Source organism: Sphingomonas asaccharolytica NBRC 15499, assembly GCF_001598355.1.
Lineage (GTDB): Bacteria > Pseudomonadota > Alphaproteobacteria > Sphingomonadales > Sphingomonadaceae > Sphingomonas > Sphingomonas asaccharolytica.
Map to the genome: position 1 here is coordinate 20,368 of NZ_BCYU01000020.1, position 26,384 is coordinate 46,751.

Annotated in this window: 20 protein-coding genes, 1 tRNA gene and 1 pseudogene; 11 read left to right on the forward strand and 11 right to left on the reverse strand. The window is 63.9% G+C overall.

Annotation, left to right across the window (positions count from 1 at the left end):
• The first annotated feature begins 62 nt into the window (after positions 1-62).
• The 3 genes from SAS01S_RS07560 (at position 63) to purC (ending at position 2,370) form a co-directional block, all read left to right on the forward strand.
• The gene (locus SAS01S_RS07560) at positions 63-389 is read left to right on the forward strand and encodes a UrcA family protein (RefSeq protein WP_157082704.1); all 327 of its coding nucleotides are present in this window, start codon (positions 63-65) and stop codon (positions 387-389) included.
• A 193-nt stretch (positions 390-582) separates the two neighbouring features.
• On the forward strand, positions 583-1,491 hold the full coding sequence (locus SAS01S_RS07565) for a DUF4349 domain-containing protein (RefSeq protein ID WP_066806785.1): 909 nt from the start codon (positions 583-585) through the stop codon (positions 1,489-1,491).
• Between the two features lie 99 nt (positions 1,492-1,590).
• The gene (gene purC / locus SAS01S_RS07570; RefSeq protein WP_066806787.1) at positions 1,591-2,370 is read left to right on the forward strand and encodes a phosphoribosylaminoimidazolesuccinocarboxamide synthase; all 780 of its coding nucleotides are present in this window, start codon (positions 1,591-1,593) and stop codon (positions 2,368-2,370) included.
• Positions 2,371-2,508: 138 nt separating this feature from the next.
• Here purC and SAS01S_RS22750 read toward each other — a convergent pair whose 3' ends face one another.
• The gene (locus SAS01S_RS22750) at positions 2,509-2,658 is read right to left on the reverse strand and encodes a hypothetical protein (RefSeq protein WP_169804913.1); all 150 of its coding nucleotides are present in this window, start codon (positions 2,656-2,658) and stop codon (positions 2,509-2,511) included.
• A gap of 169 nt (positions 2,659-2,827) precedes the next feature.
• On the opposite strand from SAS01S_RS22750, the gene purS reads away from it, so the two are divergent.
• Both purS and purQ read left to right on the forward strand, forming a co-directional pair.
• The gene (gene purS, locus SAS01S_RS07575) at positions 2,828-3,055 is read left to right on the forward strand and encodes a phosphoribosylformylglycinamidine synthase subunit PurS (protein ID WP_066806789.1); all 228 of its coding nucleotides are present in this window, start codon (positions 2,828-2,830) and stop codon (positions 3,053-3,055) included.
• The gene (purQ, locus tag SAS01S_RS07580; protein WP_066806791.1) at positions 3,052-3,720 is read left to right on the forward strand and encodes a phosphoribosylformylglycinamidine synthase subunit PurQ; all 669 of its coding nucleotides are present in this window, start codon (positions 3,052-3,054) and stop codon (positions 3,718-3,720) included. The genes purS and purQ overlap by 4 nt, the downstream gene beginning before the upstream one ends.
• Positions 3,721-3,723: 3 nt before the next feature.
• Here purQ and SAS01S_RS07585 read toward each other — a convergent pair whose 3' ends face one another.
• Positions 3,724-4,467 carry a queuosine precursor transporter gene (locus tag SAS01S_RS07585; protein WP_066806793.1) on the reverse strand — a complete coding sequence of 248 codons (744 nt, stop codon included), beginning with the start codon at positions 4,465-4,467 and terminating at the stop codon, positions 3,724-3,726.
• 88 nt (positions 4,468-4,555) lie between these two features.
• Here SAS01S_RS07585 and SAS01S_RS07590 point away from each other — a divergent pair.
• A tRNA-Arg gene (locus tag SAS01S_RS07590) sits at positions 4,556-4,632 on the forward strand.
• A gap of 91 nt (positions 4,633-4,723) precedes the next feature.
• Here SAS01S_RS07590 and SAS01S_RS07595 read toward each other — a convergent pair.
• From SAS01S_RS07595 to SAS01S_RS22755, 5 genes and pseudogenes are all read right to left on the reverse strand, one after another.
• Positions 4,724-6,388, reverse strand: coding sequence for a putative glycosyltransferase family protein (locus tag SAS01S_RS07595; RefSeq protein ID WP_066806795.1), 1,665 nt, complete (start codon positions 6,386-6,388; stop codon positions 4,724-4,726).
• Positions 6,385-7,893: a hypothetical protein gene (locus tag SAS01S_RS07600; RefSeq protein ID WP_066806804.1), complete on the reverse strand. Its 1,509-nt coding sequence runs from the start codon at positions 7,891-7,893 to the stop codon at positions 6,385-6,387. Before SAS01S_RS07600 ends, SAS01S_RS07595 begins: the two co-directional genes overlap by 4 nt.
• On the reverse strand, positions 7,883-9,151 hold the full coding sequence (locus SAS01S_RS07605) for a GMC oxidoreductase (protein WP_245656791.1): 1,269 nt from the start codon (positions 9,149-9,151) through the stop codon (positions 7,883-7,885). Before SAS01S_RS07605 ends, SAS01S_RS07600 begins: the two co-directional genes overlap by 11 nt.
• 192 nt (positions 9,152-9,343) lie before the next feature.
• A pseudogene (locus SAS01S_RS23325) lies at positions 9,344-9,463 on the reverse strand (FAD-dependent monooxygenase); the annotation flags it as partial.
• Positions 9,460-10,635: an NAD-dependent epimerase/dehydratase family protein gene (locus SAS01S_RS22755; protein ID WP_066806807.1), complete on the reverse strand. Its 1,176-nt coding sequence runs from the start codon at positions 10,633-10,635 to the stop codon at positions 9,460-9,462. The gene SAS01S_RS22755 and the pseudogene SAS01S_RS23325, both read right to left, overlap by 4 nt.
• A gap of 326 nt (positions 10,636-10,961) precedes the next feature.
• Here SAS01S_RS22755 and SAS01S_RS07615 point away from each other — a divergent pair, with 326 nt between their 5' ends.
• The 5 genes from SAS01S_RS07615 to SAS01S_RS07635 all read left to right on the forward strand — a co-directional run bounded on the left by SAS01S_RS07615 (position 10,962) and on the right by SAS01S_RS07635 (position 15,929).
• Positions 10,962-12,188 (forward strand): glycosyltransferase family 2 protein, encoded by a 1,227-nt coding sequence (locus SAS01S_RS07615; RefSeq protein WP_066806809.1) that lies wholly within the window; start codon positions 10,962-10,964, stop codon positions 12,186-12,188.
• A gap of 56 nt (positions 12,189-12,244) precedes the next feature.
• On the forward strand, positions 12,245-12,601 hold the full coding sequence (locus tag SAS01S_RS23035) for a hypothetical protein (protein ID WP_066806811.1): 357 nt from the start codon (positions 12,245-12,247) through the stop codon (positions 12,599-12,601).
• An 80-nt stretch (positions 12,602-12,681) separates the two neighbouring features.
• Complete coding sequence (locus SAS01S_RS07625; RefSeq protein WP_066806816.1) at positions 12,682-14,562, forward strand: M1 family metallopeptidase; 1,881 nt, start codon at positions 12,682-12,684, stop codon at positions 14,560-14,562.
• Between the two features lie 20 nt (positions 14,563-14,582).
• The gene (locus SAS01S_RS07630; protein ID WP_066806818.1) at positions 14,583-14,798 is read left to right on the forward strand and encodes a hypothetical protein; all 216 of its coding nucleotides are present in this window, start codon (positions 14,583-14,585) and stop codon (positions 14,796-14,798) included.
• A 51-nt stretch (positions 14,799-14,849) separates the two neighbouring features.
• Complete coding sequence (locus SAS01S_RS07635) at positions 14,850-15,929, forward strand: PLP-dependent cysteine synthase family protein (RefSeq protein WP_066806865.1); 1,080 nt, start codon at positions 14,850-14,852, stop codon at positions 15,927-15,929.
• Positions 15,930-15,978: 49 nt separating this feature from the next.
• Here SAS01S_RS07635 and SAS01S_RS07640 read toward each other — a convergent pair whose 3' ends face one another.
• The 4 genes from SAS01S_RS07640 to SAS01S_RS07655 form a co-directional block, all read right to left on the reverse strand.
• Positions 15,979-22,224 (reverse strand): YDG domain-containing protein, encoded by a 6,246-nt coding sequence (locus tag SAS01S_RS07640; protein ID WP_066806820.1) that lies wholly within the window; start codon positions 22,222-22,224, stop codon positions 15,979-15,981.
• Between the two features lie 17 nt (positions 22,225-22,241).
• Positions 22,242-23,987 (reverse strand): ShlB/FhaC/HecB family hemolysin secretion/activation protein, encoded by a 1,746-nt coding sequence (locus SAS01S_RS07645; RefSeq protein ID WP_066806821.1) that lies wholly within the window; start codon positions 23,985-23,987, stop codon positions 22,242-22,244.
• A gap of 121 nt (positions 23,988-24,108) precedes the next feature.
• On the reverse strand, positions 24,109-25,275 hold the full coding sequence (locus tag SAS01S_RS07650; protein ID WP_066806822.1) for an alpha-hydroxy-acid oxidizing protein: 1,167 nt from the start codon (positions 25,273-25,275) through the stop codon (positions 24,109-24,111).
• Positions 25,276-25,297: 22 nt separating this feature from the next.
• On the reverse strand, positions 25,298-26,353 hold the full coding sequence (locus tag SAS01S_RS07655) for a CaiB/BaiF CoA transferase family protein (RefSeq protein ID WP_066806823.1): 1,056 nt from the start codon (positions 26,351-26,353) through the stop codon (positions 25,298-25,300).
• Positions 26,354-26,384 lie beyond the last annotated feature (31 nt).

Sequence of the window (26,384 nt, forward strand, 5' to 3'; positions counted from 1 at the left end):
TGCGGCGCAGCCCGCGGCATATCGGCGTCGTCGCCACCCCCGGCGACGACAGGAGAAAGAAGATGTTCAAGCCCTTGATGATGACCGCGCTGCTGCTCGCAGCAGTCCCTGCATTTGCCGGCGACAAGCCGGTTCCCCCAACTGCCCGCGTCGCGACCGCCGACCTCGATCTCTCGACCGCGACCGGCCGCCACACGCTCGACCGCCGCCTGCGCATGGCGATCGATACGGTATGCGGTGGCGCAGAAACCATGGTCCATACCGGCATTATCGCGACCGACCCTTGTCGCCGGGCCGCGGCAGTCAGCATACGGCGCCAGCGCAGCGTCTTGATTGCCACTGCCGGGAATAATGGCAAAGCGGGCGTCGAACTCGCCATTGCCCGATGATACTTAGGTACCATTCGACCAATTAAGCGATCTGATGGGTTGCCTAAGCCGGCAGGCATCCATCAGGCGCGATGTTTCACCCCCTCGCCACTATCCGAAAGTATCATCCTTCCGATTCGTCGCCGTTCCGACACGCCTTGACGCAATATCCGATCAATGAGATTGTGTATCAAGGCTATCGGGAGAGAGCATCATGCGGATCGTTCTGATGTCGACCATTCTGTGTTTCGTCCTTGCCGGATGCAGCCAGGTGTCGAGCCGCAAAGCGGCCGAAAAGCTCAACGCCTATGACGTCGCCCCATCCGCGCCGCCGGCCGACGCCTCCAATGGAGGCAAGGGTGACGCGACGGCGGCCACGCCGCTGACAGTGACGATTCCCAAGATCGCGTATGATTATACATACAGCTTTCGGCTGCCCGCCGATCGGGTCGCGTCGACCCAGCAGGCGCATATCGCGGCTTGCGACAACCTAGGGCTAACGCGATGCCAGCTTGTCTCATCCGAAAGCAGTAGCGGGAATGGCAGCGCCGCCTCGCTAAAATTGCGCGTCGCCAGCGACGTTGCGCGGCGTTTCGGTGCAACCCTGGTCGATTCGGTCGCCAAGGCCGGCGGGCGGGCGGTGGATCAGTCGATCAGCGCCGAGGACGTATCAAAAGAGATTTCCGACACCAGCGCGCGGATCCGCCAGCGCGAGCTATTGGTTCAGCGGCTAACGCAGATACTTCAATCGCGCACCGGCAAGGTGAGCGAATTGGTCGAGGCCGAACGCAGTGTGGCAGCCGCGCAAGAAGAGCTTGATCAGGCCAAGGCATGGCTGACTCAATTGCAGGGCCGGGTGGCGATGTCCGATGTCGAGATCGACTATGCCGCCGCAATCGCCGGCGCGCCCGAGCAAGGCCCGCTGGGTGAGACGATTGGCCAATCCTGGTGGTTCTTCACTTCCGCGCTCTACGCGATCCTGCGCCTGGCGATATTCCTTGCGCCATGGGCAGCAGTTGGAATCGGCATCTTCCTCACCGCCCGCTCAGCAAGGCGGCGTTGGGGAGCGCCCGCTACGGACGTCGAGTCGCTGCCGTCCGACGATGCTCCGTCCCTCGCCTGATTGCACCGGAGCAGTCGTTCCGGTATAGGCGAATGCTTCCCGCCCCGGCGCGCCACCCGCGTTGCCGGGGCGCTCATTTTACAAAGGTAAGCGCCGAAGATGGCACGCCGCCGCCAGATCTACGAAGGCAAAGCCAAGATCCTCTATGAGGGTCCCGAACCGGGCACGCTGATCCAGTATTTCAAGGACGACGCGACTGCGTTCAACGCGCAGAAAAAGGGCACGATCAGCGGCAAGGGCGTGCTCAACAACCGGATTTCCGAGCATATCTTCACCTTGCTCGGGATGATCGGCGTGCCGACCCACTTCATCCGCCGCCTCAACATGCGCGAGCAACTGATCCGCCAGGTGGAGATCGTGCCGATCGAGGTCGTGATGCGCAACGTCGCCGCCGGATCGCTGTCGAAGCGATTGGGGATCGAGGAAGGCGTCCAACTGCCGCGCACCATCATCGAATATTATTACAAGGACGACGCGCTCGGCGATCCGATGATCACCGATGAGCATATCGCGGCGTTCGGCTGGGCCAGCCAGGAAGAGATGCACGACATCGCCGACCTGGCGATCCGCACCAACGATTTCCTGTGCGGCCTGTTCGCCGGGATCGGCATTCGCCTGGTCGACTTCAAGATGGAGTTCGGGCGGATCTGGGATAATGACTATAGCCGCATCATCCTGGCCGACGAGATCAGCCCCGATGGTTGCCGGTTGTGGGATATGGTGACCAACGAGAAGCTCGATAAGGATCGCTTCCGCCGCGACCTGGGCGGCGAAGTCGAGGCCTATCAGGAAGTCGCACGACGGCTGGGGCTGATGCCCGAGGGCGCCGACGGGGCGGTGCTCGACCTCGAGACGCATCGCCAGAACCGGGGCAAATAAGCGCGTTTTGCAGCTTCGCTGTGACGGCACCGGCCCGCTCCCACACCCGGCCTCCCAACTAGGGTATTCTATGGGAGGCCGGGTGGGGGAGCGGGCCGGTGCCGCAACCGTTTCAGTTCGGCTGAAACGAAAGAGACTCTAGTCTTTAACCCGGAATCCGCAGATGATCCCGAAGATGAACGACGAGACCAGCGACAGCTGAATCCACCCGCCGGCGTCGGTCCAGCCGAAATACTGTCCACCGAACGTGAACAGCGCGATAAACATCACCATTGCCAGTCCGGCCATGTCCGGGCCCCCTAATCAAGCGAGCGCGACTCCTCAGCGAGTCGCGCGCTGGGCGAAACGCTGCGCTTCGCGGGTAAACGAAGTGTAAAACTTGCGGCGAACCGTCGGCGCGGCCATAGGGGCGCCGACTCCATCCATCAGGCAAGCGCCGCTTCAAGAAGGTCCGCCCATGAAGGTCCGCATCGTCGTCACCCTCAAGCCCGGGGTGCTCGACCCGCAAGGCAAGGCGATTCACAAGTCACTCGAAGGCTTGGGCTTTGGCGGAATCAACGACATCCGCGCCGGCAAGGTGATCGAGCTCGACGTTGCCGACTCGGTGACCGATGACGAGCTCGACGGCATGTGTCGTAAGCTCATCGCCAATACCGTGATCGAAAATTACAGGATCGAGCGGTGACCGCCGCGGTCGTCGTTTTTCCCGGCTCCAATTGCGACCGCGACCTCGCGGTGGCGATCGAGTCGATCATGGGACGCAAGCCCAACATGGTGTGGCATGGCGAGACCGAACTGCCCGCCGGCACCGATTTGATCGCGCTGCCGGGCGGCTTTTCCTACGGCGATTATCTGCGGTCGGGCGCAATGGCGGCGCGATCGCCGGTGATGCGCGCGGTAGTCGATGCCGCCGAGCGCGGCGTACCGGTGCTCGGCGTGTGCAATGGCTTCCAGGTCTTGACCGAAGCGGGCCTGCTGCCGGGCGCGCTGATGCGCAATGCCGGCCTCAATTTCGTCTGCCGCGACGTCGAACTGTCGGTCGAGAATGCGCAATCGGCGTTCACCAGCCGCTATGCCGCGGGCGAGACGATCCTGATCCCGGTCGCGCATCATGACGGCAATTACACCGCCGATGCCGAGACGCTCGACCGGCTGGAAGGCGAAGATCGCGTCGCGTTCCGCTATACCGGCAACGTCAACGGATCGGCGCGCCAGATCGCTGGTGTGCTCAATGCCGCGGGCAACGTGCTCGGCTTGATGCCGCATCCCGAACGCAAAATCGAGGACGCCCATGGCGGCGACGATGGCCGCCGCTTGTTCGAGGGCTTGATGGAGCTCGTCTCGGCCTGACGGTCAGACCTTCGCCTTGAACGGCGAGAAGTCGGTGCCTTCGTCGAACACGTCGACGCCCTCGGCACGCTTGAGCGCGCCGACGACGATATAGGTGACCGGGGTCAGCAGCACTTCCCAGGCGACCTTGAGGAACCATTGCGTGAACAGCACGGTGATGACGAGGTTGGTCGTCCAGCCCGCTGCGCCAAGGAACGCGAGCGGGTAGAAGATCAGGCTGTCGATCCCCTCCCCGGCGATGGTCGAGCCGATCGTGCGCGTCCACAGATGCTTGCCGCGCGTCATGATCTTCATCTTGGCGAGCACGAACGAATTGACGAACTCGCCGGCCCAGAACGCGGCGCAGCTGGCCAGCACGATGCGCGGCACCTGGCCGAAGATCGTCTCGTACGCCGCCTGGTTCTTCCAGTCGGGCGCGGGCGGCAGCGCGACTACTACCCAGCTCATGAACGCCATGAATAAAACCGCGCCGAACCCCGCCCAGATCACCCGGCGCGCGCGGGCATAACCATAGACCTCGGTCAGCACGTCGCCGATCACATAGGAGATCGGGAAGAACAGGATCCCAGCGCCGAACGGCCAATAGCCGATCCCCGGCAGCCAGACCTGTGCGACCTTGCCCGCGCCCAAGACGTTGGACAGCAACAGAATCGCGACGAACGCCGCCATGACGAAATCGTAATAGCGGAAGTGGTGGACGGTATTGGCCGTCACGGCGCGCAGCGCGGTCGATTCCCCCTCGGTCATGGCGGCCGTTATGATCAAGGTTCGGTTCGCCCGCAATCCGTGTCGAGGGCGTTGCCGGTCGCGCGCAAACGCCCTAGGCGGAAATCGGGCGCCCGTAGTTCAACTGGATAGAGCACGAGCCTTCTAAGCTTGGAGTTGCAGGTTCGAGTCCTGCCGGGCGCGCCAATATATATATCGCGGATTCGAAACTAGACCCTGCGGCTGCTGCCCCAGCACGCGTCGAGCCGGGAATCGCTTTGCGACCACGACCTTATGGTCAACAGGGGATAGCACGCCCCTCCGAGACGCTGATCAACGCCCAGGGGGCTATCGGCGACGTGATTGGGCCGAACCCGGCGAGCTCGCGCTGGACACGCTCGTCGAGCTCGTTGTCGAGATAGGCGATATGCGTCGCGCCCCAGCGGCGGGCGATAGCCCTCCGCTCGCAATTGGCGACACCAGATGTGAAAAAACGGCGATAGTCGGCTTGACGGGCAGCATCCGTGGGGCTCAGCGGCATCGGGCGCGGGAAACTTGCTACCAGCACGCCATGCGACGGCATCACGAGCGCCGCGCTATCCCAACCGAGGATACGCGCGCCGGGCGGCAGGCTCGCCACAACCCGGCTGGTTTCGGCTTCTACCGGGTGGATCGGGTAAGGGTAATGGGTGTTCGCCCAGGGATTGGTAAGTTGCTGGAGTGCAACCGCCGTTTGCCACAGAACGAACAGGGCACCGGCGATGGCAAGACCACGCCAGGATCGCGCGGTGAACCTGTCCAACAGCCGCGGCGGACGACCATCGAGCACGTCCAGAATGATCCTCACCAGCAGGAGGTGAAGCATCAGAACGATGTAGGCGAGCAAGCGATGCGATACCGAGATATCGGCGATGCCGCCGACAACATAGGCAGCGAACGTCGAGACGAGCCCGAGCAAGGGCATCCGCGTGTGACGATCGCGGTATAACCCGGGCAGGCCGGGCAACGCGAACAGCGCCGGTCCGATCAGGGCGATCACGAATAGCGGCTCGTAGAAGAACCGGAAATTGTTGAACGTGGCCTGGCCATGAGCAAAGCCGGCACCAGCAAGCGTTAGCGGATTGAAATACGGCCACAGCGTCGTCACGGCGATACCAGCGGCGATCACCAGCAATACGCAAGCACGGCGCGACAGCGCGATTGCCGGCTCCAGCACCGCAAAGCCCACCGCTCCGGCGATGAGGAAGGCCGCGTTCAACGGATGCGTGATGACACTGCACGCCACCACGCCCCACAGCACAACAGCATCGAGAACGGCCGTCTTATGGTGCCTAAGCAGCCGCAACGCACTGGCCCAGGCAACGAAGGTGAACGCGAATACCAATGCTGCCGGATAGTAATTGCCATGCAGCTGAGACCGAAAAGCGTAAAAGCCGGTCCAGATCAACGGCCAGCTTCCCCAGGCGCAATTCAGCACGACGAGCATCAGCGCCGGTGCCCAGCGATCGGCATAATAGACGCGGGCAAATCGATGAACGCCGGCGACGAACACGATCGATACGATCATCGCGCCCCAGGCCATCGCTGCGTCGGTGTCGAGAAGCCCGAACCGCACCAGATATCCCAGAGCAAGCGACCAAGGGGTATATTGCCGCGAGGACGCCGCTTCACCGTAAATGGGATCCGTCAGCCGCAGCCCGTGGCGAGCGACCTCGTTGAGAATTGCGCGATGTTCCCAATAGTCCGTGAAATAAAGCAGCGTGCTCGGCCGCACGACAAAGAACGACAGCGCGCAGAAGAGCAGATACACCACCGCGCAGACCACGAACGTGCGATTGGGCGTCGCATATTTGCCGACCACCGTACCAAGTCGCCGGACGCGATCGATCAGCGCATGAGCGGAGCGCCGTTTGTCGGCGTCGCCCGCGACCCGTGCCGCCGCACCGATAGTGAACCTGGTCATCGTTTCCCCGTCATTCGGTCTGGGCACCTATGGGCTCGCGCCAGGGTGAGAGAGGCATGGTCGGCGGGTGGCGCGGCGAAATCGGCGCGACCGGCCAACCAGCCGGGGAGCGCGTCCGCACCGCCGCCATTCGGCTGGGCGAATAGGTAGAAAGCGGGCGTCCGACAGAGAAAGGCAGTCACGCTTTCCACCCTCAGCCGTGGATCGATCGCTTTCCAGCGCAATACCTGATGAGTGTTGGTCGGGTCGCCCGACGGTGGTCCCGGCGTGTCGAGAAAGGTTATATGCGCGCCGGCAGGAGAGTTTTCGCTGATTTCGAAGAAGCGCAGGCCGCTCCCCGTGACGATGGGGAGGGAATCGCGAACAGACGCCACCAATGCCAATGCCTCGAGGCGATCGCCTTTGCCGACTTCGCCAGCGCTGCGCCAAGGCGTCGCTAGAATGAGCAATGCGATGAGTACAACCGATACCGTTGCCGCCTGCTTCCCAAGCTGCTGGACAAGCGATGCAAACAACAATGCGATGCCGATGCCGCCGGCGAGTGCATAGCGCTCGGCATAGCTGTGGCTCACCAATAGCGCGAAAAGGAAGACGCCTAGCGGCGCGGCACCGATCACCAGCGCGGTCACGCGCATCTCGCCTTTTTCGCGGGGAGAAGACATTGTCGCAACAAACAGGCCGACGAGTGGGACGATCAACGGTCCGAGCAACATGGCGTAGGTGCTGAACAAGCCGGATAGGACGGGACGAGCATAGTAACCAGGCGCGCTGACATCCCCGTGACTATAAGCACTCGCCGCTATCAGGATCGGCAGCCAAAGCAGGATGGAGCAACCGCTCAACGCGATCGCGCCCAGCACGCGCCACGACGGTGCCCTCCCCTCCTTGCCGGCACGGAGCAGTTCAAGCAACCCCAACCCCAAAGCCAGCAGCAGCGCATAGAAATGCAGCCCGATCGCCAATGCGAGCAAGGAAGCTATCGCGGCAAGGCGTCGGTTCGAGAGATGCTGACGCTGATCGTATAGCGCCAGGGCGCAAGCGAACGCCGCTGTGACCATTGCATAGGGACGAGCCTGCACCGCATAGCCGAAAAGACCGCTGGAGAGCACTACCCCGGCAGCCAGCGCCGCCGGCGCAACGCCAGCGTGGCGATAGGCGATCGCGCCGGTTGCCACTGCCGCGACATAGATCGCCACGATCGACGGTAGGCGCAGGCCGAATGCGCTGTTTATTCCGATCTGCTGAAGGACGTGAATGAAGCAGTCATAGAGTGCCGGCGTGAATTCCGCGCCGTGCACCAGCGCCGACCAGATACTGGCCACGTCCGGCAGCCGCGCCGTCCAGAGCGTCAATATCTCGTCCATCCAGAACGGTGCCTGAGCGGCCGTGAAGCCGGCTTGCGCGAAATAGACCACGCTGAGCAACGCGAACAGCAGGACGGCGGCGTGATCCAGTGTCGAGTTCCCGACCGGGGTGCGCCCGTGCGGGAGTGCTTCAGACCGCATGCACAACCCCTGACCGGACGGCGAACTGGTCAGCCAGCGCGCGACCGATGCGATCCGCGTTCGCCATGATCGTCATCGTCGGGTGCCGAGCCGACAACAGAGGCAACGCAGCGCCATCGGCAATGTACACGCCAGGCGCCCCTTCAAGTTCGCCGCGGCCGTCCGTGCGAGCGGGGCCCGTCCCGCCCATCGGCAGCGTACCCGTTGGATGTGCATCTGCGCCCGGCATCAATCGTTGCCGGGACCCGGGAATAGCCCACATGCCGCGGCGTCGAGCAAGCCGAGCGAGCTCGGCGAAACTCTGCGCCAGCAACTTTTCGGCCTCGGGAGATTGCGCACCGGTGATTTTGACGCGGCCGGCCGCGCCGTCATCTTCGACTATGATCTCGTTGTCACTGAACCTTCCCGGCAGATACGTCGTTGCGAGCACCAGCGCCGGCGCGAGTGCTCGTGCCGCCCGCAGGGCATAGGGGCGAGTGAACGGCAGGCGATCCGCGACGGGAGCGAGTGGCAATGCGTCCGCGCCATAAAACACGCCGGCAGCCTCGACGCCCGGGCCGACATCAAGCGTGTAGAACAGCTGGCCGAGCCCGAAGCCGCTCGAGGGCAGCGACCGACCGACGAGGTGTGGAACGACGAACGCCATGCCGCCGACCGGATTGTTCTCCAGCCGCACCGGCACACCGGTAAGCCCGATCCTGCGCAGGGCGAGGCTGGTGGTGGCCAATGTTCCAGCCGCCAGAATGACGATCGGCGCACGAAAGCGAACCAGTTCGGCGCCGATCCTTGCTTCGACGATCTGACCGCCATTGTCGAACGACAGCCGCTGGACGAAGACGCCGCCTTGATGACTGAAATTGCCGAAGCGACGCAGCGCTGGAAGCTCGAGCGCGCTGTGATAGATGCTATCGCGGTTGCAGCCATGGAGGCAGAGCCCGCACGCATTGCAGCCGAGTCGATCCTCGCGCGCCTCGGCCAATACCGCGTTGGGAGCAGTGACGAGGCGGAAAGCCGGCGGACTGCCGAGCCGCCGATGATTGTCGGCAAAATAGGCAACCGGCGGCGCCAGCGATGTCATATCGGCATCGCCGATGTTTCGCCCGCCACTGACACCGATGCGATCGGCGACGCGCTCATAGGCCAGGTCGATTTCAGCCGCGCTCACAGGAAAAGTGGCAAGATCGGCTTCGCTGTAGCGCGCGGCCAACGCACCCCAAATGCGGGAGAGCCCGCCCGAGGCATGCGAACCCAGCGCCATATAGTTTTGCGCCGTCACGCCGGCAGCCTGGCCGAACCCCGCCAGCGTCGCGCGCGCCAGCGGCGTGGACAATTTGGGTGAGACGCCGGCGTCGGCAATCGGGCCCGTCAGGCCAAGTTCGGTTTGCCACCGTGCCGGATCTGTGCGCAGGGCAGCGACATCCTTATGGTCGGCACGGGTGGGAAGGGGAGCGCCCGACGCGTCGAGCATCAGCACCCGAACCCCTGATGAGACCAAGGGCCACGCGGCGCTGACGCCAGCGGGGCCGCTGCCGACGATGATAATGTCCGCTGGCTCCGCCAACCTGCTCACCGGCCAAGGCTCGCGAGCATGCGGGTCGGGAGCAGCAAGAGTTCGACCAGGCCCTGGAACGCCAAGCCGAGCAACCGACCGGCGCGTGATTCGCCCGACAACACTTTCTCGCCAGGCGCGCTCGCCTCGGCAATCCGCGCGGCGACGCGGAGACGTTGGCCGAGAGGACTGGTCCCGGAAAGCGGCTCGCGCCAGCGCATGCCCCAATGCGGACGGGCAATCGCGCCGTCAGGCACCGCGCGCGCATAGCGTCGCAGCAGCGCCGGCGTTGGCCGGACGCCCAGGTAGCGCATAAAATAGCGCCCTTCGTCGAGAACGGCACGGCGCCCGGCCGGCTCTTGTGTCAGGCGCGCGGTCATTGGCTGAACGTCCACGCCGAGACGGACGAGGTCCATGGCGCTTTCGATCGGCTCGGTTCCGGCTAGACCCAATACGCGTTCCTTGTCGATGGTCGGCATCAACGGAACGTGCGCACTGATTTTGCACGCGAGCAACGCGAGGTTCAGCGGCACGGGAAGGATCGGCAAGCGTTTCCCGCCGTACGCCATGGCCAGCGCGCGCAATACATCGCCGAAGGCAATCCTGTCCGGTCCGGCGAGCGCGAGCACGCCGCAGGCGCGGCCATCGGCGGCGGCCAGAATGCCACGAATGACTTCATCGAGGTGAATCGGTTGTACCGCCCGCTTTGGATCGATCATGGGCAATATTGGCAGCCGCGCGAGACGGCAGAGCAGGCCGTACATCGCTTGGCGCGGGCCACCATAGACCAGGCCGACGCGCAGCGACGTCGCGCCAACGATGCACTGCTCCGCCGCCCATTTCATCCGACCGTAAAGATTGAGCGCGTCTGATCGAGCGGATTGAGAGGAGATAAAAACGCGCGCCGCCACGCCGGTATCGCGCGCACTGGCAAACAAGGTCGCGGTTCCGGCGACATTGTCTTCTGCCTCCGCTCGCCAGTCGTGCGCCAGATGGACGAGCGCGCTCCCTTCGACAAGCGGCAAGCCCGCCGGTAACGGATCGCCCAGCGCCCATTGCAGGTGCGTAGAGCCTGCCGGTCCGGGCCGTCGCCCCAGCACCGTGACGGTACGACCCTGTGCCAAAGCGAACTCGATCAGCCGCGCACCGATATACCCGCCGCCGCCGGTCACGATCAGATGATGTGCGCGCATCGTGTATCCCCGCCACTTGTCGCCAGCCGGGGTAGGTGATGATGGTTAACGCAAGACTAAAAGGGGCACTGATGGGGCCACCTGGCCAGCGTTGACTGAACCAAGGATACGGCGAGCGAAGGCGCACCGGCGTCGGTCCGCTTTGCCGAGCATGGGCGCACGCCAACGGAGACGTTCATCGCGCAACGCCGACCGGCTTTCGCCTGACATCAGGCATCGGCTGCGAATATCTACCACCGCTCCCGGCAGCGAAAGGCAAATTACCGGCGCCGTTAACCAGAATTTCAGCGCCGGTCAGCAAACCGCTACGACACCGGGAGGACGTAATGGCCGCTGCTCAACTTCATAAACTGCCCGATGCATCGGAAAGATTGCACTCCGGCAACGCCGCGGCGCCAAAAGCAGAGGCGATGGAATTGTCCATCATCATGCCGTGCCTCAACGAGGCGGAGACGTTGGCGCTGTGCGTGCGCAAAGCGAAGGCCTTCCTTGTCGACAACGACATAGTGGGCGAAGTGATCGTGGCCGACAACGGATCGATCGACGGGTCGCAACAGATAGCCAATGCGCTGGGCGCGCGCGTCGTCCATGTGCCGACACGCGGATATGGCGCGGCCCTCATCGGCGGAATTGCGGCTGCCAAGGGCGAGTTCATCGTCATGGGCGATGCCGACGACAGTTACGACTTCGGTGCCTTGATGCCCTTCGTGGCGGAACTGCGCGATGGTGCGGAACTGGTAATGGGCAATCGCTTTCGCGGGGGGATTGCATCCGGCGCAATGCCGTCCTTGCATCGCTACCTCGGCAATCCGGTGCTGAGCTTTCTGGGCCGGACGTTCTTCTCCACTCCAGTGGGTGATTTCCACTGTGGATTGCGCGCCTTTCGCCGCGATGCGATCACCGCGCTCGACCTCAACCTGCCCGGCATGGAATTCGCGAGTGAGATGGTCGTCAAAGCGTCGATCGCCAAGCTCGATATCCGCGAAGTGCCGACAACGCTGGAACCCGACGGGCGTAGCCGTCCACCGCATCTGCGCACCTGGCGGGACGGCTGGCGGCATCTGCGTTTTCTGCTGATATACGCGCCGCGGTTTCTCTTCTTCTATCCCGGCATGGCATTGACGCTGGCCGGTCTGGTCGGCGTGTTTGCGCTGATGCCGAACGCCGTCCGCATCGGTCATGTCGAATTCAGCGTTCACACGATGATTTTCGCCGCCATGGCGGTGTTGATCGGATCGCAGCTAATCGGCTTATCCGTGCTTGCCAGGCGCTATGGCGAAATTACCGGTATGTGGCCGGAGACGGATACGATGCGAAGGCTTCGCTCTTGGTTCTCGATCGAGCGCGCGTGCCTGTTGGCGGCGGCGATGGTCGTGACGGGCTTTAGCGGAGCAATCGTGGCGACGATGATCTGGGCTGATTCCGGCTTCGGTGCGATGAACTCGTTCGCCTTGATGCGAATCACCATTCCCTCGATGCTGCTGTGCTGCCTCGGCGTACAGATTGCGGTCGCCGCCTTTTTTGCCGGCTTGCTCGACCAGCCGAGGCGATAGAGCCTCAGACGTAGAGGTTGTTGTCGGCCTCTATTTGATACGAACGGGCTAGCTGTTTGCGCCGGATCGGCGGCGACGATCTCGGATGCGCCAGATCACCATTCGGTCGGACAAGCATCGGCTGGACCACCCCGCGCTCGCTGGCCGGCGCCATTCGTCGACCGCTGACGCACGACATGCATCCGATCCACGATCGAAGCGTTATGTTCGACATGACCAGCTTCGATCGCGGCGATGCACCTTTCCTGTTCGATAACGAGCGCCGCCTGCGGTGCGAGATTTCACGCGAACGCGACATCGCCTCGACACTCCCCGACCCGGCTCGCCGGGCTGGCCACCTTAACCGCGCGCGTGCCTTGTCCGCCCGGCTTCCGCAATCGGCCTGCGAACGGCTGCTGCTCATCATGGGCTAAAGGGGCGACGCCCCTCGCCTTGTAACCGCAGGCCGATTGGTGGAGAGCGCAGGACTGTTCACCATGCCGGAAAGTCCGCGATGCGCCCTCCTTTCGTCACCTCCGCTTTGTTGATCGCCTCGGGGATGAGCGCCCCCACCGCAATCGCCGCCCCCGACGCGCCGTCGCCGATCCTGATCAGTCCGGATGCCAAGGACGTGCTCAGCTATGCCCGGCCGGAGATCGCGCGCGTCACCCATGTCGATCTTGACCTGACCGCGGACTTCAAGGCGCACGTCATGCGCGGCACTGCGATGCTCGACATCCTCGCCCGGCCCGATGCGCGCGAGATCATCCTCGACGACAAGGACCTGATCATCTCGCGGATCACCGATGCGCGCGGGCATCCGCTCAAATGGTCAGTCGGCGCGAGCGACGACTATAAGGGCGCGCCGCTGACGATCGCGATCGGCAGCGCGCGGCGGATCGTCATCACCTATCGCTCCGATCCTAAGGCGCGCGCGCTCGGCTGGCTGGCGCCGGCGCTGACCGCGGGGAAGAAGAAGCCTTATCTGTTCAGCCAGGGCGAAAGCATCAACAATCGCAGCTGGATCCCGACCCAGGACAGTCCGGGCATCCGCCAGAGCTGGTCGGCCAAGATCACCGTGCCGTCAGACCTGGTCGCGACGATGAGTGCCGAGCGGCTGACCCCATCGGGCATTCCCGCCGCGCGTGGCTGGCGTAGCTATCGCTTCCGCATGGATCATAATGTCCCGCCCTATCTGATCGCCCTCGCGGTCGGCGACCTCCGCTTCCAGGCGATCGATGCGCGCTCTGGTATCTATAGCGAGCCGGGCGTGTTGGCGAAGGCCGCTGCCGAATTGTCCGATACCGGCAAGATGGTGACCGCCGCCGAGAGCCTCTACGGCAAATATCGTTGGGGCCGATACGACGTGCTGGTGCTGCCGCCGTCCTTCCCGTTCGGGGGGATGGAGAACCCCACCCTCACTTTCGCCACACCGACGATCATCACCGGCGACAAGTCCAACGTCGACGTCATCGCGCACGAACTGGCGCATAGCTGGTCAGGCAATCTCGTCACCAACGCGACCTGGTCGGATTCGTGGCTCAACGAGGGGTTCACGACCTATTTCGAGAACCGGATCGACGAGGCGCTGTACGGCAAAGAGCGCGCGGCGACGCTGGCGGACCTGTCGTGGGACGACCTCCAGCGCGATCTGAAGGCGGCGCCCGATGCCAAGGCGACGCGACTGCACGGGGATCCGGAAGGCGTGTATGGCGAGCTCGATTACACCAAGGGTTCGACCTTCCTGCGGACGATCGAATATACCGTCGGCCGGGCGCGTTGGGACGCGTATCTGCGATCCTATTTCGATCGCCACGCTTTCCAGCCGCAGACCACCGCCGGCTTTCTCTCCGATTTGCGCGCCAATCTGATCAAGGGCGATCAGGCGCTCGAGGCGAAGTTGCAACTCGACCAATGGGCCTACGGAACGGGATTACCGGACAATGCGGTCCGTGTCCGCTCGGCGACGCTCGCCAAGATCGATCAGACCTTGGCGTCAGTCGCGGCCGGCGCTCCGATCAGTTCTGTCGATACGTCGCATTGGTCGACGCAGGAATGGCTGCGGTTCCTCAACGGCCTGCCGCGACAGCAATCGGCGGAACGGCTGGCGGAACTAGACCGCTCGCTGGGGCTTTCCGCGTCGAGCAACGCCTATATCCGCTCGGCTTGGCTCGTGCTGGCGATCGGCAATCGTTACGAGCCGGCGGTCCCCTCGATCGCGCAATATCTGCCAAGCGTGGGGCGCGGCTTGCTGATCCTGCCGGTCTATGCCGCGCTCAAGGCGCAGGGCGACTGGGGTTTGCCGATCGCGCGCAAAGTCTATGCGACCGCGCGTCAGGGATATCACCCGACGATCGACGCCGCGATCGACAAGATGCTCACCCCAAAACGATAGTCCCGCGCCAGTTGCAGCCGATGGAACGAGAGACTTCGCGTACACGCTGTATCGGCGATGACGGTTCGACGCTGGTCGTGATCGAGTATCAGCATATCGACCATCGCCGACCGATGGCGGCGAGCGCATGTCCGGGCGCGCGGCGCGCAACGCTGGCCGGCGGTGAGCCGGTGCGGTCGCTGGGCGACGGCGTGTGGGAAGTCATCGCCACGGGCGAAGTGCTGCGGCGGGCGTGATTGGGTCGCAGACGGTTGACGCCGGCCCGCCATGCGTCGATGCGCGCGCGGATGACGTCCAATCACCCTCCCCATGACCGCGCCTGGGCCGACGAAGCCGTCCGCCTGATCGAGGCTGACTATAATCGCTCCGCCGACACGCATCTCATCCCGATCCCGCTGCCGCGGTTTCCCGGCGTCCAACTTTATCTGAAGGATGAATCGAGCCACCCGACCGGCAGCCTGAAGCATCGCCTGGCGCGCTCGCTGTTCCTCTACGCGCTGTGCAACGGCCGGGTCGGCCCCGATACGACGATCGTCGAGGCGTCGAGCGGATCGACCGCGGTGTCGGAAGCCTATTTCGCCCGCATGCTCGGGCTCGACTTCATCGCGGTGGTGCCGCGCGCCACCTCGGCCGAGAAGATCGCCGAGATCGAATTCTATGGCGGCCGACCGCATTTCGTCGAGCAGGCGGTGGAGGCGGCCGGCGAGGCCGCGCGGCTCGCCGACGAGCTCGGCGGCGTGTTCATGGACCAGTTCACCTTCGCCGAACGGGCGACCGACTGGCGCGGCAACAATAATATCGCCGAATCGATCTTCGCCCAGATGGCGCTCGAACAGCATCCGATCCCGCACTGGATCGTGTGCGGCGCGGGCACCGGCGGCACCTCGGCGACGATCGGCCGCTATGGCCGCTATCGCCGCCTCGCGACCCGGATCTGCGTTGCCGACCCCGAGGGATCGGTGTTCCACCGCCATTGGGCCGACCGCAGCGTCGCCAAGCTCGACCGCTGCGCCAGCCGGATCGAGGGGATCGGGCGCGCGCATGTCGAGCCGTCGTTCGTTCCCGAAGTGATCGACCGGATGGAGATAGTGTCGGACGCGCGCAGCATCGCCGCCGCGCGATTGCTCAGCGAGCGGCTGGGACGGCGCTGCGGCGGGTCGACGGGGACCAATTTATGGGCCTGCGCGACATTGGCCGAAGAGATGGCGGCGGCCAGCGTCGAGGGATCGATCGTCACCATCCTGTGCGACGACGGCAATCGCTATGCGTCGACCTATTTCGACGACGCCTGGCTCGACCAATGCGGGATCGACTGGAAACCTGCCGCAGCCGACCTTGCAGGCCGGTTGGGCTGGTCGGCCGATTAGCGCCGAGCAACGGGCGAGGCGGACCAAAGTCCGCCACGCCCACCGATCGTTATTTGGTCGGATTGCCCGTCGTGCAGTTCTTGTCGTCGCCGCACACCGCGCTGGTATCGAGATTGACCGAGCTGCCTGACGAAGCGCCCGTGCCGATCTGCGACGGCAGCGGCTGCGCCTTCAGCGCCGGCTGCAAGCCCTCGCTGCCCAGAGGCAGGTTGATCGTGAAGGTCCCCGGCGTGAACGTGATCGTGTAGTTGTCGCCGGCGTTGAGTGTCCCGATCTTGATCGCGTAGGTGCCAGGGTTCTCGCCCGTATCGCGCGCGAGGTTGCCGCTGAAGGCATCGCCGCTGACCAGCGAGCCCGAGGTAAGCGTGTACGTCAGCGCCGGATCCGGATCGTTCTGCACCTTTGACGCGTCATCCGCCGTTACCGACAGCGCCCGCCTCAGGATGTCGCCGAGCGCACTGGCCGGGATCGTGATGGTGTAATTGCCCGCGTCCGCGCCGCCGATTGTCGTGCCCGCGACAGCGACCGCCTTGCCCGTCCCGGCGTTCTTGTCGGCATAGGTGAAGGTGGTGCCGCTGGTCGTGACGTTGTCGCCCGATACGACGCCGTTCACCGTCACCGTGCCGGTGCCGGCGGTCGTGCCGTCGTAGGTCTTGCTAGTGACCGCGACGCTGGCGGTGATCGCCTTCTTCAGGATGTCGGCCAACGCGCTGGCTGGGACGGTCACCGTGTAGTTTCCAGCATCTGCCCCTGTCAGGGTCGTACCCGCGACATTGACCGTCTTCCCCGCGCCCGCATTCTTGTCCGCGAAGGTGAAGGTGGTGCCGCTGGTGCCAACCGTATCGCCAGAGACGACGCCGTTCAGCGTAATCGTGCCGGTGCCCGAAGTTGTACCGTCATAGGTCTTGTTGCCTGCCACGACGCTGGCGGTCAGCGACTTCTTGAGGATGTCGGCCAGCGCGCTGGCGGGCACGGTCACGGTGTAGTTGCCCGCATCCGTGCCGGTCAGGGCCGTACCTGCCACCGTGACCGTCTTGCCGGTGCCGGCATTCTTGTCGCTGAAGGTGAAGGTCGTGCCGTTGGTGCCGACCGCATCGCCTGCGACGACGCCGTTGAGCGTCACGGTGCCGGTACCGGTGGCCGTGCCGTCATAGGTCTTGTTGTTGGCGACGACGCTCGCGGTGATTGCCTTCCTCAGGATGTCGGCCAGCGCCGCTGCCGGCACCGTCACCGTATAATTTCCGGCATCCGCGCCGGTGAGCGTCGTTCCCGCCACCGTCACGGTCTTGCCCGTACCGGCATTCTTGTCGGCGAAGGTGAAGGTCGTCCCGGCAGTGCCGACGGCATCCCCGGACACGACACCGTTGAGTGTTACCGTGCCGGTGCCGGCGGTCGTGCCGTCATAGGTCTTGGTGTTGGCGACAACGCTCGCGGTGATTGCCTTTTTGAGGATGTCGGCGAGAACGCTGGCCGGGACAGTTAGCGTATAATTACCCGCATCTGTCCCGGTCAGCGTGGTTCCGGCGACCGTGACGGTCTTAGCCGCGCCGGCATTCCTATCGGCAAAGGTGAAGCTAGTACCGCTGGTGCCCACCGTATCGCCAGAGACGACACCGTTCAGCGTGACCGTGCCCGTACCGGCGGCCGTGCCGTCATAGGTCTTGTTGTTGGCAATGACGTTGGCGGTAAGCGCCTTCTTCAGGATATCTGCGAATGCGCTGGCCGGAACCGTAAGCGTGTAGTTGCCGGCGTCGGCGCCGGTCAGCGTGGTGCCGGCGACAGCGACCGTCTTGCCGCTGCCGGCGTTCTTGTCGCTGAAGGTGAAGTTCGTCCCGCTGGTGCCGACCGCATCGCCGGAGATCACGCCATTCAGCGTTACCGTGCCTGTGCCCAACGCGGTACCGTCGTAAGTCTTGGTATCTGCCGTGACGTTGGCAGTCAGCGCCTTCTTGAGAATGTCCGCGAGCGCGCTCGCCGGGATGGTTAGCGTATAATTGCCGGCATCGCCGCCGGTCAGAGTGGTACCGCCGACTGCGACCGTCTTACCGATACCCGCATTCTTGTCGCCGAAGGTGAAGGTCGTGCCGCTCGTGCCGACTTGATCGCCCGCGACAAGCCCGTTGAGCGTCACCGTGCCGGTGCCAAGGGTCGTGCCGTCATAGGTTTTGTTGTCGACCGCGACGCTGGCGGTAACGGCCTTCTTCAGGATGTCGCCGAGGGCGCTGGCGGGGATGGTGATTGAGTAATTGCCGGCGTCCGCGCCACCAATCGTCGTTCCCCCGACGGCGACCATCTTCCCCGTCGCGGCGCTCTTGTCGGCGAAAGTGAAGGTAGTACCGCTGGTAGTGACGGCATCGCCCGAGACGACACCGTTGAGCATCACGCTTCCGGTGGCATTGGTATCGCCATCATAGGTCTTGCTGTCGACCGTGACGCTCGCCGTGATCGCTTTTTTGAGGATATCAGCGAGCGCACTGGCCGGAAGGTGGATGACGTAATTGCCTGCATCAGCCCCGCCGATGATCGTGCCCGCGACCGTCACCGTCTTGCCCGTGCCTGCATTTTTGTCGCTAAACGTGAACGTCGTGCCACTGGTGGTCACATTATCGCCAGCGATCATGCCATTGAGCGTGACCGTACCGCTGCCGGCGGTAGTGCCGTCATATGTCTTGTCATTCGCGATGACGCTCGCGCCGATCGCCTTTTTCAGAATATTGGCCAAGACGCTTGCCGGCATAGTCAGCGTGTAATTACCCGCGTCTGCGCCCGTCAGCGTCGCCCCGGCGACATTAACGGTCTTACCGGTCCCAGCATTCTTGTCGCTGAACGTGAACGTAGTGCCGGTGGTCCAGACCGCGTCGCCCCCAATGACTCCGTTGAGCGTAACATAGCCAGTGCCTGCGGTGGTTCCATCATAGGTCTTGTTGCCGGCTGTAGCGACGCCGGTAAGCTGCTTGGGTGTAACCGTTACGGTGCCCCCAGGCGCGAAGGAGAAAGCGTAACCTGCCGCGCTCTGCAACGACCCGGTTCCCCCGAGAATGGCATAGGGGCCACCGGCGACGCTGGCGCGTTGTGCGAACCCAGCGGAGGTAAAGCTCGGCGCACCGGTAAAGGCGGTTGCCGCCGTATCGATCAAGAACGCCCCGGCAACGCCCCGATAGCCGGTGACCGTCCACGGCACCACATTGCCGCTGGGCGTGTCGCCATAAATTTTGGAGATGTCTTGCGCCGAGATGGTGAGGGTCGGCCTCAGAGCGAAGACATAGCGGTTGCCGGTAATCATCGAGGGATCACGTGTCGCCAGCGTCGAGCTCCACAAAGCGGTATTGCCGCTATCGAGCCCACCGAACGTATCGAGCGACGGATCGGCCGAATAGATGACCCAATGTCCAGAGGGATGCATGACGCTGCCCCCGGCATTATTGGTGAATGCGCTGGCCGCCGACAGGACGACATTGCTGCCGGTAAAAGATGCGCCCGCGTCGAGCCGCACCAGCGAATTGGACCTTGCGATGATGTCGCCCGTCGCGCTGATCGCGCCGCGAATCGAAATGCCCGTCATGGGGTCGGTCGTTCTAGTCGTGATGTCGATCCCGCCGTTAGTCACGGTCAAGGCCCCGGCGATAACGAGCGACCTGACGTCCAGGTAGAGGCCGTTGGTGAACGTGTCGCCCCCTAGTGAAACGGTCGCGTCATGGTCGATGCCTTGGACGGGCGTGGTCGTAAAACTGACCGCGCTCAGACTGTGCGCGCTGGTGTTCCACAGCGATATGGATTGCGGGCTCTGCGGCGAATCGCGGAGCACGATCTTGATATCCGATTCGCGGTTCGGCCCGGCGCGAACACTCCCTCCTAACCCGACGTCGATATATCCCGCGTCCAGCGTGATGGGTTCGGCGCCCAAACCGTCGCTGTTGCCTAGGAGCGTCAGCCCGCTATTGCTGCTGATCGAACCAGCGGACGCCGTGAGCGAGATCGCACCTTTTGCCTTGATCGTCGATGCAACACCATCGAGATTGCCGATATCGACACGGTCCCTCGCTGTAGCGATCAGAGCGCCGCCGACGGTGACGTTGCCGCGAATTGCCGCAACCCCGCCATCTGCCGTGAGGATGATGTTGCCCGAAGCGCTGCTGTTGCCGCCCGAATAGAAGCTATTTGAAATAAGGCCGCCGAGCGTCACTCCGCCGGTCTGGCTCGTCATCTCGATATTGCCATCGAAGGCATTGGCGTTGCTGAAGGTGACATCATTCCCAGTCGCGACGATGTCGCCATGCGCGGCATTGGCGGTCGCTGCCCTGACGGTGGCTGCGCCAAGATCTATTCCCGTGGCGGCAGCCAGATTTGCGCCAACCAGGTAGGCACCCGCGCGTAGCTTGATGATTCCCGCAGATGACAGATCTGCGGTCTCGATTCCGGCTCCAGCATCGATCTTAATATCGCCGGTACTGCTGGTCGCCTTGCTGTAGAGCTGGACGAACGCCGTCGGTGCGGTGTTCGTCTGTGTAATCGTAATCGACCTTCCCTTGGTCTCGCCCAGCACCAGCAACGACGTCGCGGCGTCAATCGTCAAGTCGCCTGTCGCATTGATGCCGCCCGGTCCGACCGACGTGCCGAAATTCTGTCCGACCACGATCTTGTCGGCAGTTAGATTCATCGCGCCACCGGACACCAAATTGCGCGCGGTGAACGCCTGGCCGGACAGGTTGACGGTGAGATCGCCGTTGGCCTCGATATCGATGTCGTCATTGCCCGCGCTAATGGTGCCGGAGATCATCGCATTACCGGTGGTCGTCGCATTGCCTGCGCTCAATTTCACCGGCCCGGTTGCGGTGATGCTGTTCAAAATCTGCAGATCGACGCCTGCCTTGATGTCGACCGATCCGGCGGTCACGGCGCCGTCGAGCTCTACCACAGCGAAGGCGTTCACCTTCAGCGCACCACCGATTTTGGCACCCGGCGCGCCCAGCATGAACCCGGGCACCGAACCGTCGATGATGACATCACCCGTCGCTTCCACGCCGCCCTCGAAATACGTCTGACTCTTGGAGATGATATCGCCTGCGGTCGCCGTCACCTTGCCGGCTAGCCCAACAATCTGCCCGAAGGTAACTCTGGCGCCCGTGATGGTGTCGGCACTCGAAACGGAGTTGACGAAAGCCCCGCCGAAGTCGATCGCGCCCGCCGCGTTGACGACTCCATCAATACTGTGGGTAATGGCATTTGAAAGCAAACCCGACGCGCTATCGATGTTGCCGGTCTGGTTGATCGAACCGTAACCCGAGGTGGCGTTGAGGTCGATATTGACGTTGCCCGTGCCGATCCCGGACGATAGCACGACACCGCGATCCGTGACCGTTGCCCCAGTGGCGATGAGATTTCCGAAGATGGCCATCGAGTAGTCGGGACCCGGCGCGAACGTCGATTGGGCATAGGCCAGCACGACGTTGCGACCGCGCAACGTCGAACCGCTACCGACTTCGATGCCGTTCCACAGCGACGTGCCGCTGTAGATCTGGATCGACAGAGGGCTGCCGGGCGTGTTGGTGATCGCCGCGTCGCTCGCCGCGATCAGGGCGATGTCCCCCGCTGCGCCCCCAGAAGTGGCGTTGCCAACCGTACCGCGGAACAGCACCTGCGACCCCATCATCACCAAGTCGCCCATGCGCCCGCCATTGCTGCTGGCGCTTGCCGCGGTGGTGAATTGCGAGCCGGCATTGGCGGTGATCGTGCCGCCGCTCGACCCGCTGAAACGCAACCTCGTAGCCGCATTCAGGAAGTCGTTGTCGTCCGACAGATTGCTGGTGCCGGCAAAGAATGCGCCGGTATTCACGACGGCGTTGCTGCCGAACAATATCCCCGATTGGTTGATCAGATAGACCGCGACGTTGGGATCGGACTTGATCGTCCCGAGAATATTCGACGTATTGCCGCTCAGATCGCGATTGAGCACCGCGATATTGTCAGTCCGCCCCGTTACGCCTGCTGTCGCGCGCGCATCCTTGAAATCCACTGTGTTGCCGGCCGCAACATTGAAGCCCGTCCCGCCCCAGTTTAGGATCGTGCGGTTGTCCTTGAGATCGACGCGCAAGGTCTGCGCTCCCGCCGCCCCTGAAGTCACGAAGCCCGGATCGGTAGACCCCGGCGCACCGCCGCTGAGCCCGCGCGTGGACACCGACACATTCCCCGTGTCCGGTAAATTCTGCGCCTGGGCGGGCGCCACCACGAGCAGCAGCCCGGCGGCGAGGATGGTCGAGGCGGAAAGCGTGCTACGCAGGCGGGTTGACTTGATCATGACTGGTCCCCTGAAACTCAACGGCGCGGAGCGAATTGGATGGTGAGCGACAACAGCACGCGATCGGACGCGCGCGGTGCGCCGGGCAGGTTCAGCTCGGGATCCTGCGGATGCGCGTACATCGCTTCGAGCGACATCAGGCCGGGCAGGATCGCCCGCATGCCGCCGCCGAACGAGGTCAGCGCACGGCTGCCTTCGGTGGTAAAGGTGTCGTCGTTCCAGATGTGCACGGTGTCGTAGAAACCGAACGCGACGAACGCCGCACGCGACTTGACCGGCAATTGCCAGCGCGGCTCGAGCCGGATGGCGATCGCCTTGTCGCCCGAGGTCACGCCGGGATCATAGCCGCGGCCGATCGTCAGGTTGCCGACCGAGAATTCCTCGAAGCTAAGCAGCGGGCCGCTTGCCCATTGTCCCTGCGCCGTCGCCGACAGGCTGAAGTCGCGGCCAATGCTGACGAAACCGTTGAGCCCGCCGCGCAGCACGGTCGCGCTAGCGCTGCCCTCGAACCGGCTCGGCCCGTAACCGGCAGGTGTGATCACGCCCGTCTTGGTCGCGCCCAGGATATCGAAACCCTGGCGCAGTTCGAGCGAGCCGCTGATCGCCCAGGCATCGGGCTTGTTGAAGCGCGGCGCACGCTTGCTGGCCGACAGACGGAGATAGCCGACCCGCAATTTGTCGAGCGTGACCGGAATGCCGCTCTTGCCGACGAACAATTGGATACGCTGCTCGATGATCTCGACGCCGCCGCCGAAATCGGCGCTCGCGCGGACGCTGCGTAGCAACGGCGCCGACATATCGAGCCCGCCGATCAGCGAGCGCGAGCGCAAATCGAGCGCGCCGATATCGGGCTTCGACCAGGCGTAGCTGAAGCGCCCGCCGATGCTGAGGCCGCTGTCGGTCGCGAAATAATGGCCGACCTGGAGAACTTGCTGCTCGCGGAAATCGGCGGTCGACGACGCTCCGATGAAGGTGCGGTCGGACAGCCCCGTCAGGCCATAATATTCGGCGCGCAACGTCCCGCTCTCACGCCCGATCGAGCGCGATCCGGTGTTGGTGACGTTGGCCAGGATGGTGAACGGCGTATACTCGACCGCCACTTCGCCGACGACCTGGCCCGGGCCGGTGCCGGCGGCGCGCAACGCCATCTTGACCTGGAGTCCGGGAACGTCGTTCACGCCTAGCAGGATGCTCTCGATCTCGTGCGTGTTGAGCGCGGGGAGCGCCTTGAGCCGGTCGACTCGCGCGGCCAGCGTACGTCCAAAGCGTCCCGCCGAGCCGGAGACATGAACGTCGACCAGGCGCGCCGGGATGACGATCAGCGTCGCGTCTCCGGCATTGATCTCCTGCGGCGGGATGGTGACGCCGGCAATATAGCCCGCATTACTGAGTGCGCTCGCCGCTGCATCGCGCAGGTCGCACAGCTGCGCCAGTTTCTGCTTGCCGGGTAGCGGCTTGATGTCCGCCAGCGTGTCGAGCAGTCCGGTCGGCAGCGTTGATCCGTCAGGTGCGGTGAAATGCAGCCGGTCGATCGCCACCTCGATCGGCGAGTCGGCAAACGGGCAGTTCGCGACCCGCTTGGTCTCGTCGGTGACGGTGATGCCGGACTTCGGCTTGACGGAATCGACCTTGGGAAGTTCGATCTGCTCGCGGCTGGGCAAGGCGCCAGGCGCGGACTGCGCCATGGCCGTATCGATACCGAATGCGCCGGGCACGACAAACACCGCTGCGCAAAACAATGCGCGCTTGAAACGAAGCGACACGAATCCCCCTGTATTAGCCCCTTGGGATTCGTATCATTTCTCTGGACAATTGAAAGCCATTGTTAAGGGCCGAACTGGGACCATCTCATGGGGAAGGCTCGCTTTATTGGCGATCATGCCTTCAAGCGGATAGCCGCGTCGCCCCGGCCGCGCGGACATGGTCGAGCGTCGGCATGCCGTTGACCGCCATCATCAGATCGGCCTCGGCCAGGATACATTTAAGCACGTGCGCCGCCCCCGCGGCCCCATCGAGCGCCAGGCCATAGACGAACGGCCGCCCCACCCCGACCGCGCGCGCGCCTATCGCCAACGCCTTGATCAAGTCGCTGCCCGAGCGGATGCCGGAATCGAACCACACCGGCACTTCCCCCGCTGCCTCGACCACACCCGGCAGCATGTCGATCGCGGCGATCCCACCATTGGCCTGGCGCCCGCCATGGTTCGAACAGAAGATCGCATCGGCGCCCATATCGACCGCTTTGCGCGCATCCTCGGGATGACAGATGCCCTTGAGCACGATCGGCATCTTGGTGACCGACTTGAACCAGGCCATATCGTCCCAGGTCAGCGGCCGTGCGAACAGCGAGCCCCATAGCATGACCGCTTCGGGCAGCGCCTGCGCAGGATCCTTGCCGAGCAGCTTGCGGAAGACCGGATCCGCGAAATAGTTGGTCAGAACATGGCCGCGCAGCTGCGGGAAATTGCCGGCATTGAGGTCGCGCGGGCGCCAGCCGGTCACCCAGGTATCGAGCGTCACCACCAACGCGCGATAACCGGCTACTTCGGCGCGACGGATCAGGCTCTCGGCCAAGTCCCGGTCACGCGGCGTATAGAGTTGAAAGAAGCCGGGCGTGTCGCCGAGATGCGTCGCCACCTCTTCCAGCGTGTCGTTACCCAGCGTCGAAACGGTCATCGGCACGCCGGTCATCGCCGATGCCTTGGCCGCGGCGATATCGCCATGCTGGTCCTGGCCGCAAATACCCGTCACGCCGATCGGGCTCATGAGCAACGGGCTGTGATAGGTGTGGCCGAAAATCTCTGTCGACAGATCGCGGCTGGTCGTGCCGACCATCATCCGCGGCACCATGCCCCAATGATGGAAAGCGGCGGCGTTCTGGTCCTGGGTCCATTCGTCGCCACAGCCGCCCTGGACATAGTTCAGGACGTGCGGCGGCATCGCCGCAGTCGCGCGCTGGACGAGCGTGGCATAATCTACCGGCACCTTTGGCAGCACGCCGCGCAAGCCGGCGCCGTAGATCTCGTTCTGATAATCGCCGAAATGCGGCATCGTCCCTCTCCCGTTCAGCGTATCATCGCGGCGGATCGCATGGCGTGGCCGAGTAACGCGGCGCCGGTGCGGGCTGCATCACCCCATTGACCTCGATGAACGTCCCGCGTGCCTTGTTGTGGGGATGGTCCGCCACTTCGTCCCAGGCGAGGACCGGCGCGAAGCAGATGTCGCTCGCCTCCATCGACGCACACCATTCGTCGCGCGTCTTCGACCGAAAGATCTCGGCCAGCCGCGCCTTTTGCGCCGGCCATTGCGCGCGATCATATTGGCTGTCGAACAGCGGATCGGCGGCCAGCCCAAGCGCCTCGCGAAGCAGAGCATAGAACTGGCCCTCGATCGACCCGATCGCGACGAACCTGCCATCGGCGGTCTCGTACGTGTCGTAGAATGGCGCTCCGGTATCGAGCAGGTTGGTGCCGCGCGCGTCGCCCCAGATGCCCTGGGCGCGGAACCCCCACATCATCGCCATCAGCAATGCCGACCCGTCGGTCATCGCGCAGTCGATCACTTGCCCGGGCGCTCCGTTCTTCACCGCCAGCAACGCGCTGACCATCCCGAACGCCAGCATCATCGCCCCGCCGCCGAAATCGCCGACCAGGTTGATCGGCGGCGTCGGCTTCTCGCCCGCACGGCCGAGCGCACCGAGCACACCGGACAAAGCGATATAGTTGATGTCGTGCCCGGCGGCCGCGGCATAGGGCCCGTCCTGACCCCAGCCGGTCATCCGACCGATCACCAGCTTGGGATTGTTAGCGAGCAGGATATCGGGGCCGATCCCTAGCCGCTCGATCACGCCGGGCCGGAACCCCTCGATCATGCCATCGGCTGTCTTGAGCAGTTCGCGGAGCGTCGCGATGTCGTCAGGCGATTTGAGATCGAGCGTCTCGATCGTCCGCGACCGCAGAAGAGGATCGCCGCCATGGCGCGCCGTCGGTCCGCGGGGATCGCCGCCAGGTACGGGACGGTCGATGCGGATGACCTCCGCGCCGTGATCGGCGAGCATCATGCCGCAGAACGGTCCGGGCCCGATCCCGGCGAGTTCGACGATGCGGATGCCAGCGAGTGGGCCGGGCATGGATTCTCCTGCTTCTACTAGCCCCTCCCCT

Bases quoted from the DNA above. Each gene is read 5' to 3' on its own strand.
- SAS01S_RS07560 (WP_157082704.1), top strand. From the start codon at position 63: ATGTTCAAGCCCTTGATGATGACCGCGCTGCTGCTCGCAGCAGTCCCT.
- SAS01S_RS07565 (WP_066806785.1), top strand. From the start codon at position 583: ATGCGGATCGTTCTGATGTCGACCATTCTGTGTTTCGTCCTTGCCGGA.
- purC (WP_066806787.1), top strand. From the start codon at position 1,591: ATGGCACGCCGCCGCCAGATCTACGAAGGCAAAGCCAAGATCCTCTAT.
- SAS01S_RS22750 (WP_169804913.1), bottom strand. From the start codon at position 2,658: ATGGCCGGACTGGCAATGGTGATGTTTATCGCGCTGTTCACGTTCGGT.
- purS (WP_066806789.1), top strand. From the start codon at position 2,828: ATGAAGGTCCGCATCGTCGTCACCCTCAAGCCCGGGGTGCTCGACCCG.
- SAS01S_RS07585 (WP_066806793.1), bottom strand. From the start codon at position 4,467: ATGACCGAGGGGGAATCGACCGCGCTGCGCGCCGTGACGGCCAATACC.
- SAS01S_RS07595 (WP_066806795.1), bottom strand. From the start codon at position 6,388: ATGACCAGGTTCACTATCGGTGCGGCGGCACGGGTCGCGGGCGACGCC.
- SAS01S_RS07600 (WP_066806804.1), bottom strand. From the start codon at position 7,893: ATGCGGTCTGAAGCACTCCCGCACGGGCGCACCCCGGTCGGGAACTCG.
- SAS01S_RS07605 (WP_245656791.1), bottom strand. From the start codon at position 9,151: ATGGCGCTGGGTTCGCATGCCTCGGGCGGGCTCTCCCGCATTTGGGGT.
- SAS01S_RS22755 (WP_066806807.1), bottom strand. From the start codon at position 10,635: ATGCGCGCACATCATCTGATCGTGACCGGCGGCGGCGGGTATATCGGT.
- SAS01S_RS07615 (WP_066806809.1), top strand. From the start codon at position 10,962: ATGGCCGCTGCTCAACTTCATAAACTGCCCGATGCATCGGAAAGATTG.
- SAS01S_RS07625 (WP_066806816.1), top strand. From the start codon at position 12,682: ATGCGCCCTCCTTTCGTCACCTCCGCTTTGTTGATCGCCTCGGGGATG.
- SAS01S_RS07630 (WP_066806818.1), top strand. From the start codon at position 14,583: ATGGAACGAGAGACTTCGCGTACACGCTGTATCGGCGATGACGGTTCG.
- SAS01S_RS07635 (WP_066806865.1), top strand. From the start codon at position 14,850: ATGACGTCCAATCACCCTCCCCATGACCGCGCCTGGGCCGACGAAGCC.
- SAS01S_RS07640 (WP_066806820.1), bottom strand. From the start codon at position 22,224: ATGATCAAGTCAACCCGCCTGCGTAGCACGCTTTCCGCCTCGACCATC.
- SAS01S_RS07650 (WP_066806822.1), bottom strand. From the start codon at position 25,275: ATGCCGCATTTCGGCGATTATCAGAACGAGATCTACGGCGCCGGCTTG.
- SAS01S_RS07655 (WP_066806823.1), bottom strand. From the start codon at position 26,353: ATGCCCGGCCCACTCGCTGGCATCCGCATCGTCGAACTCGCCGGGATC.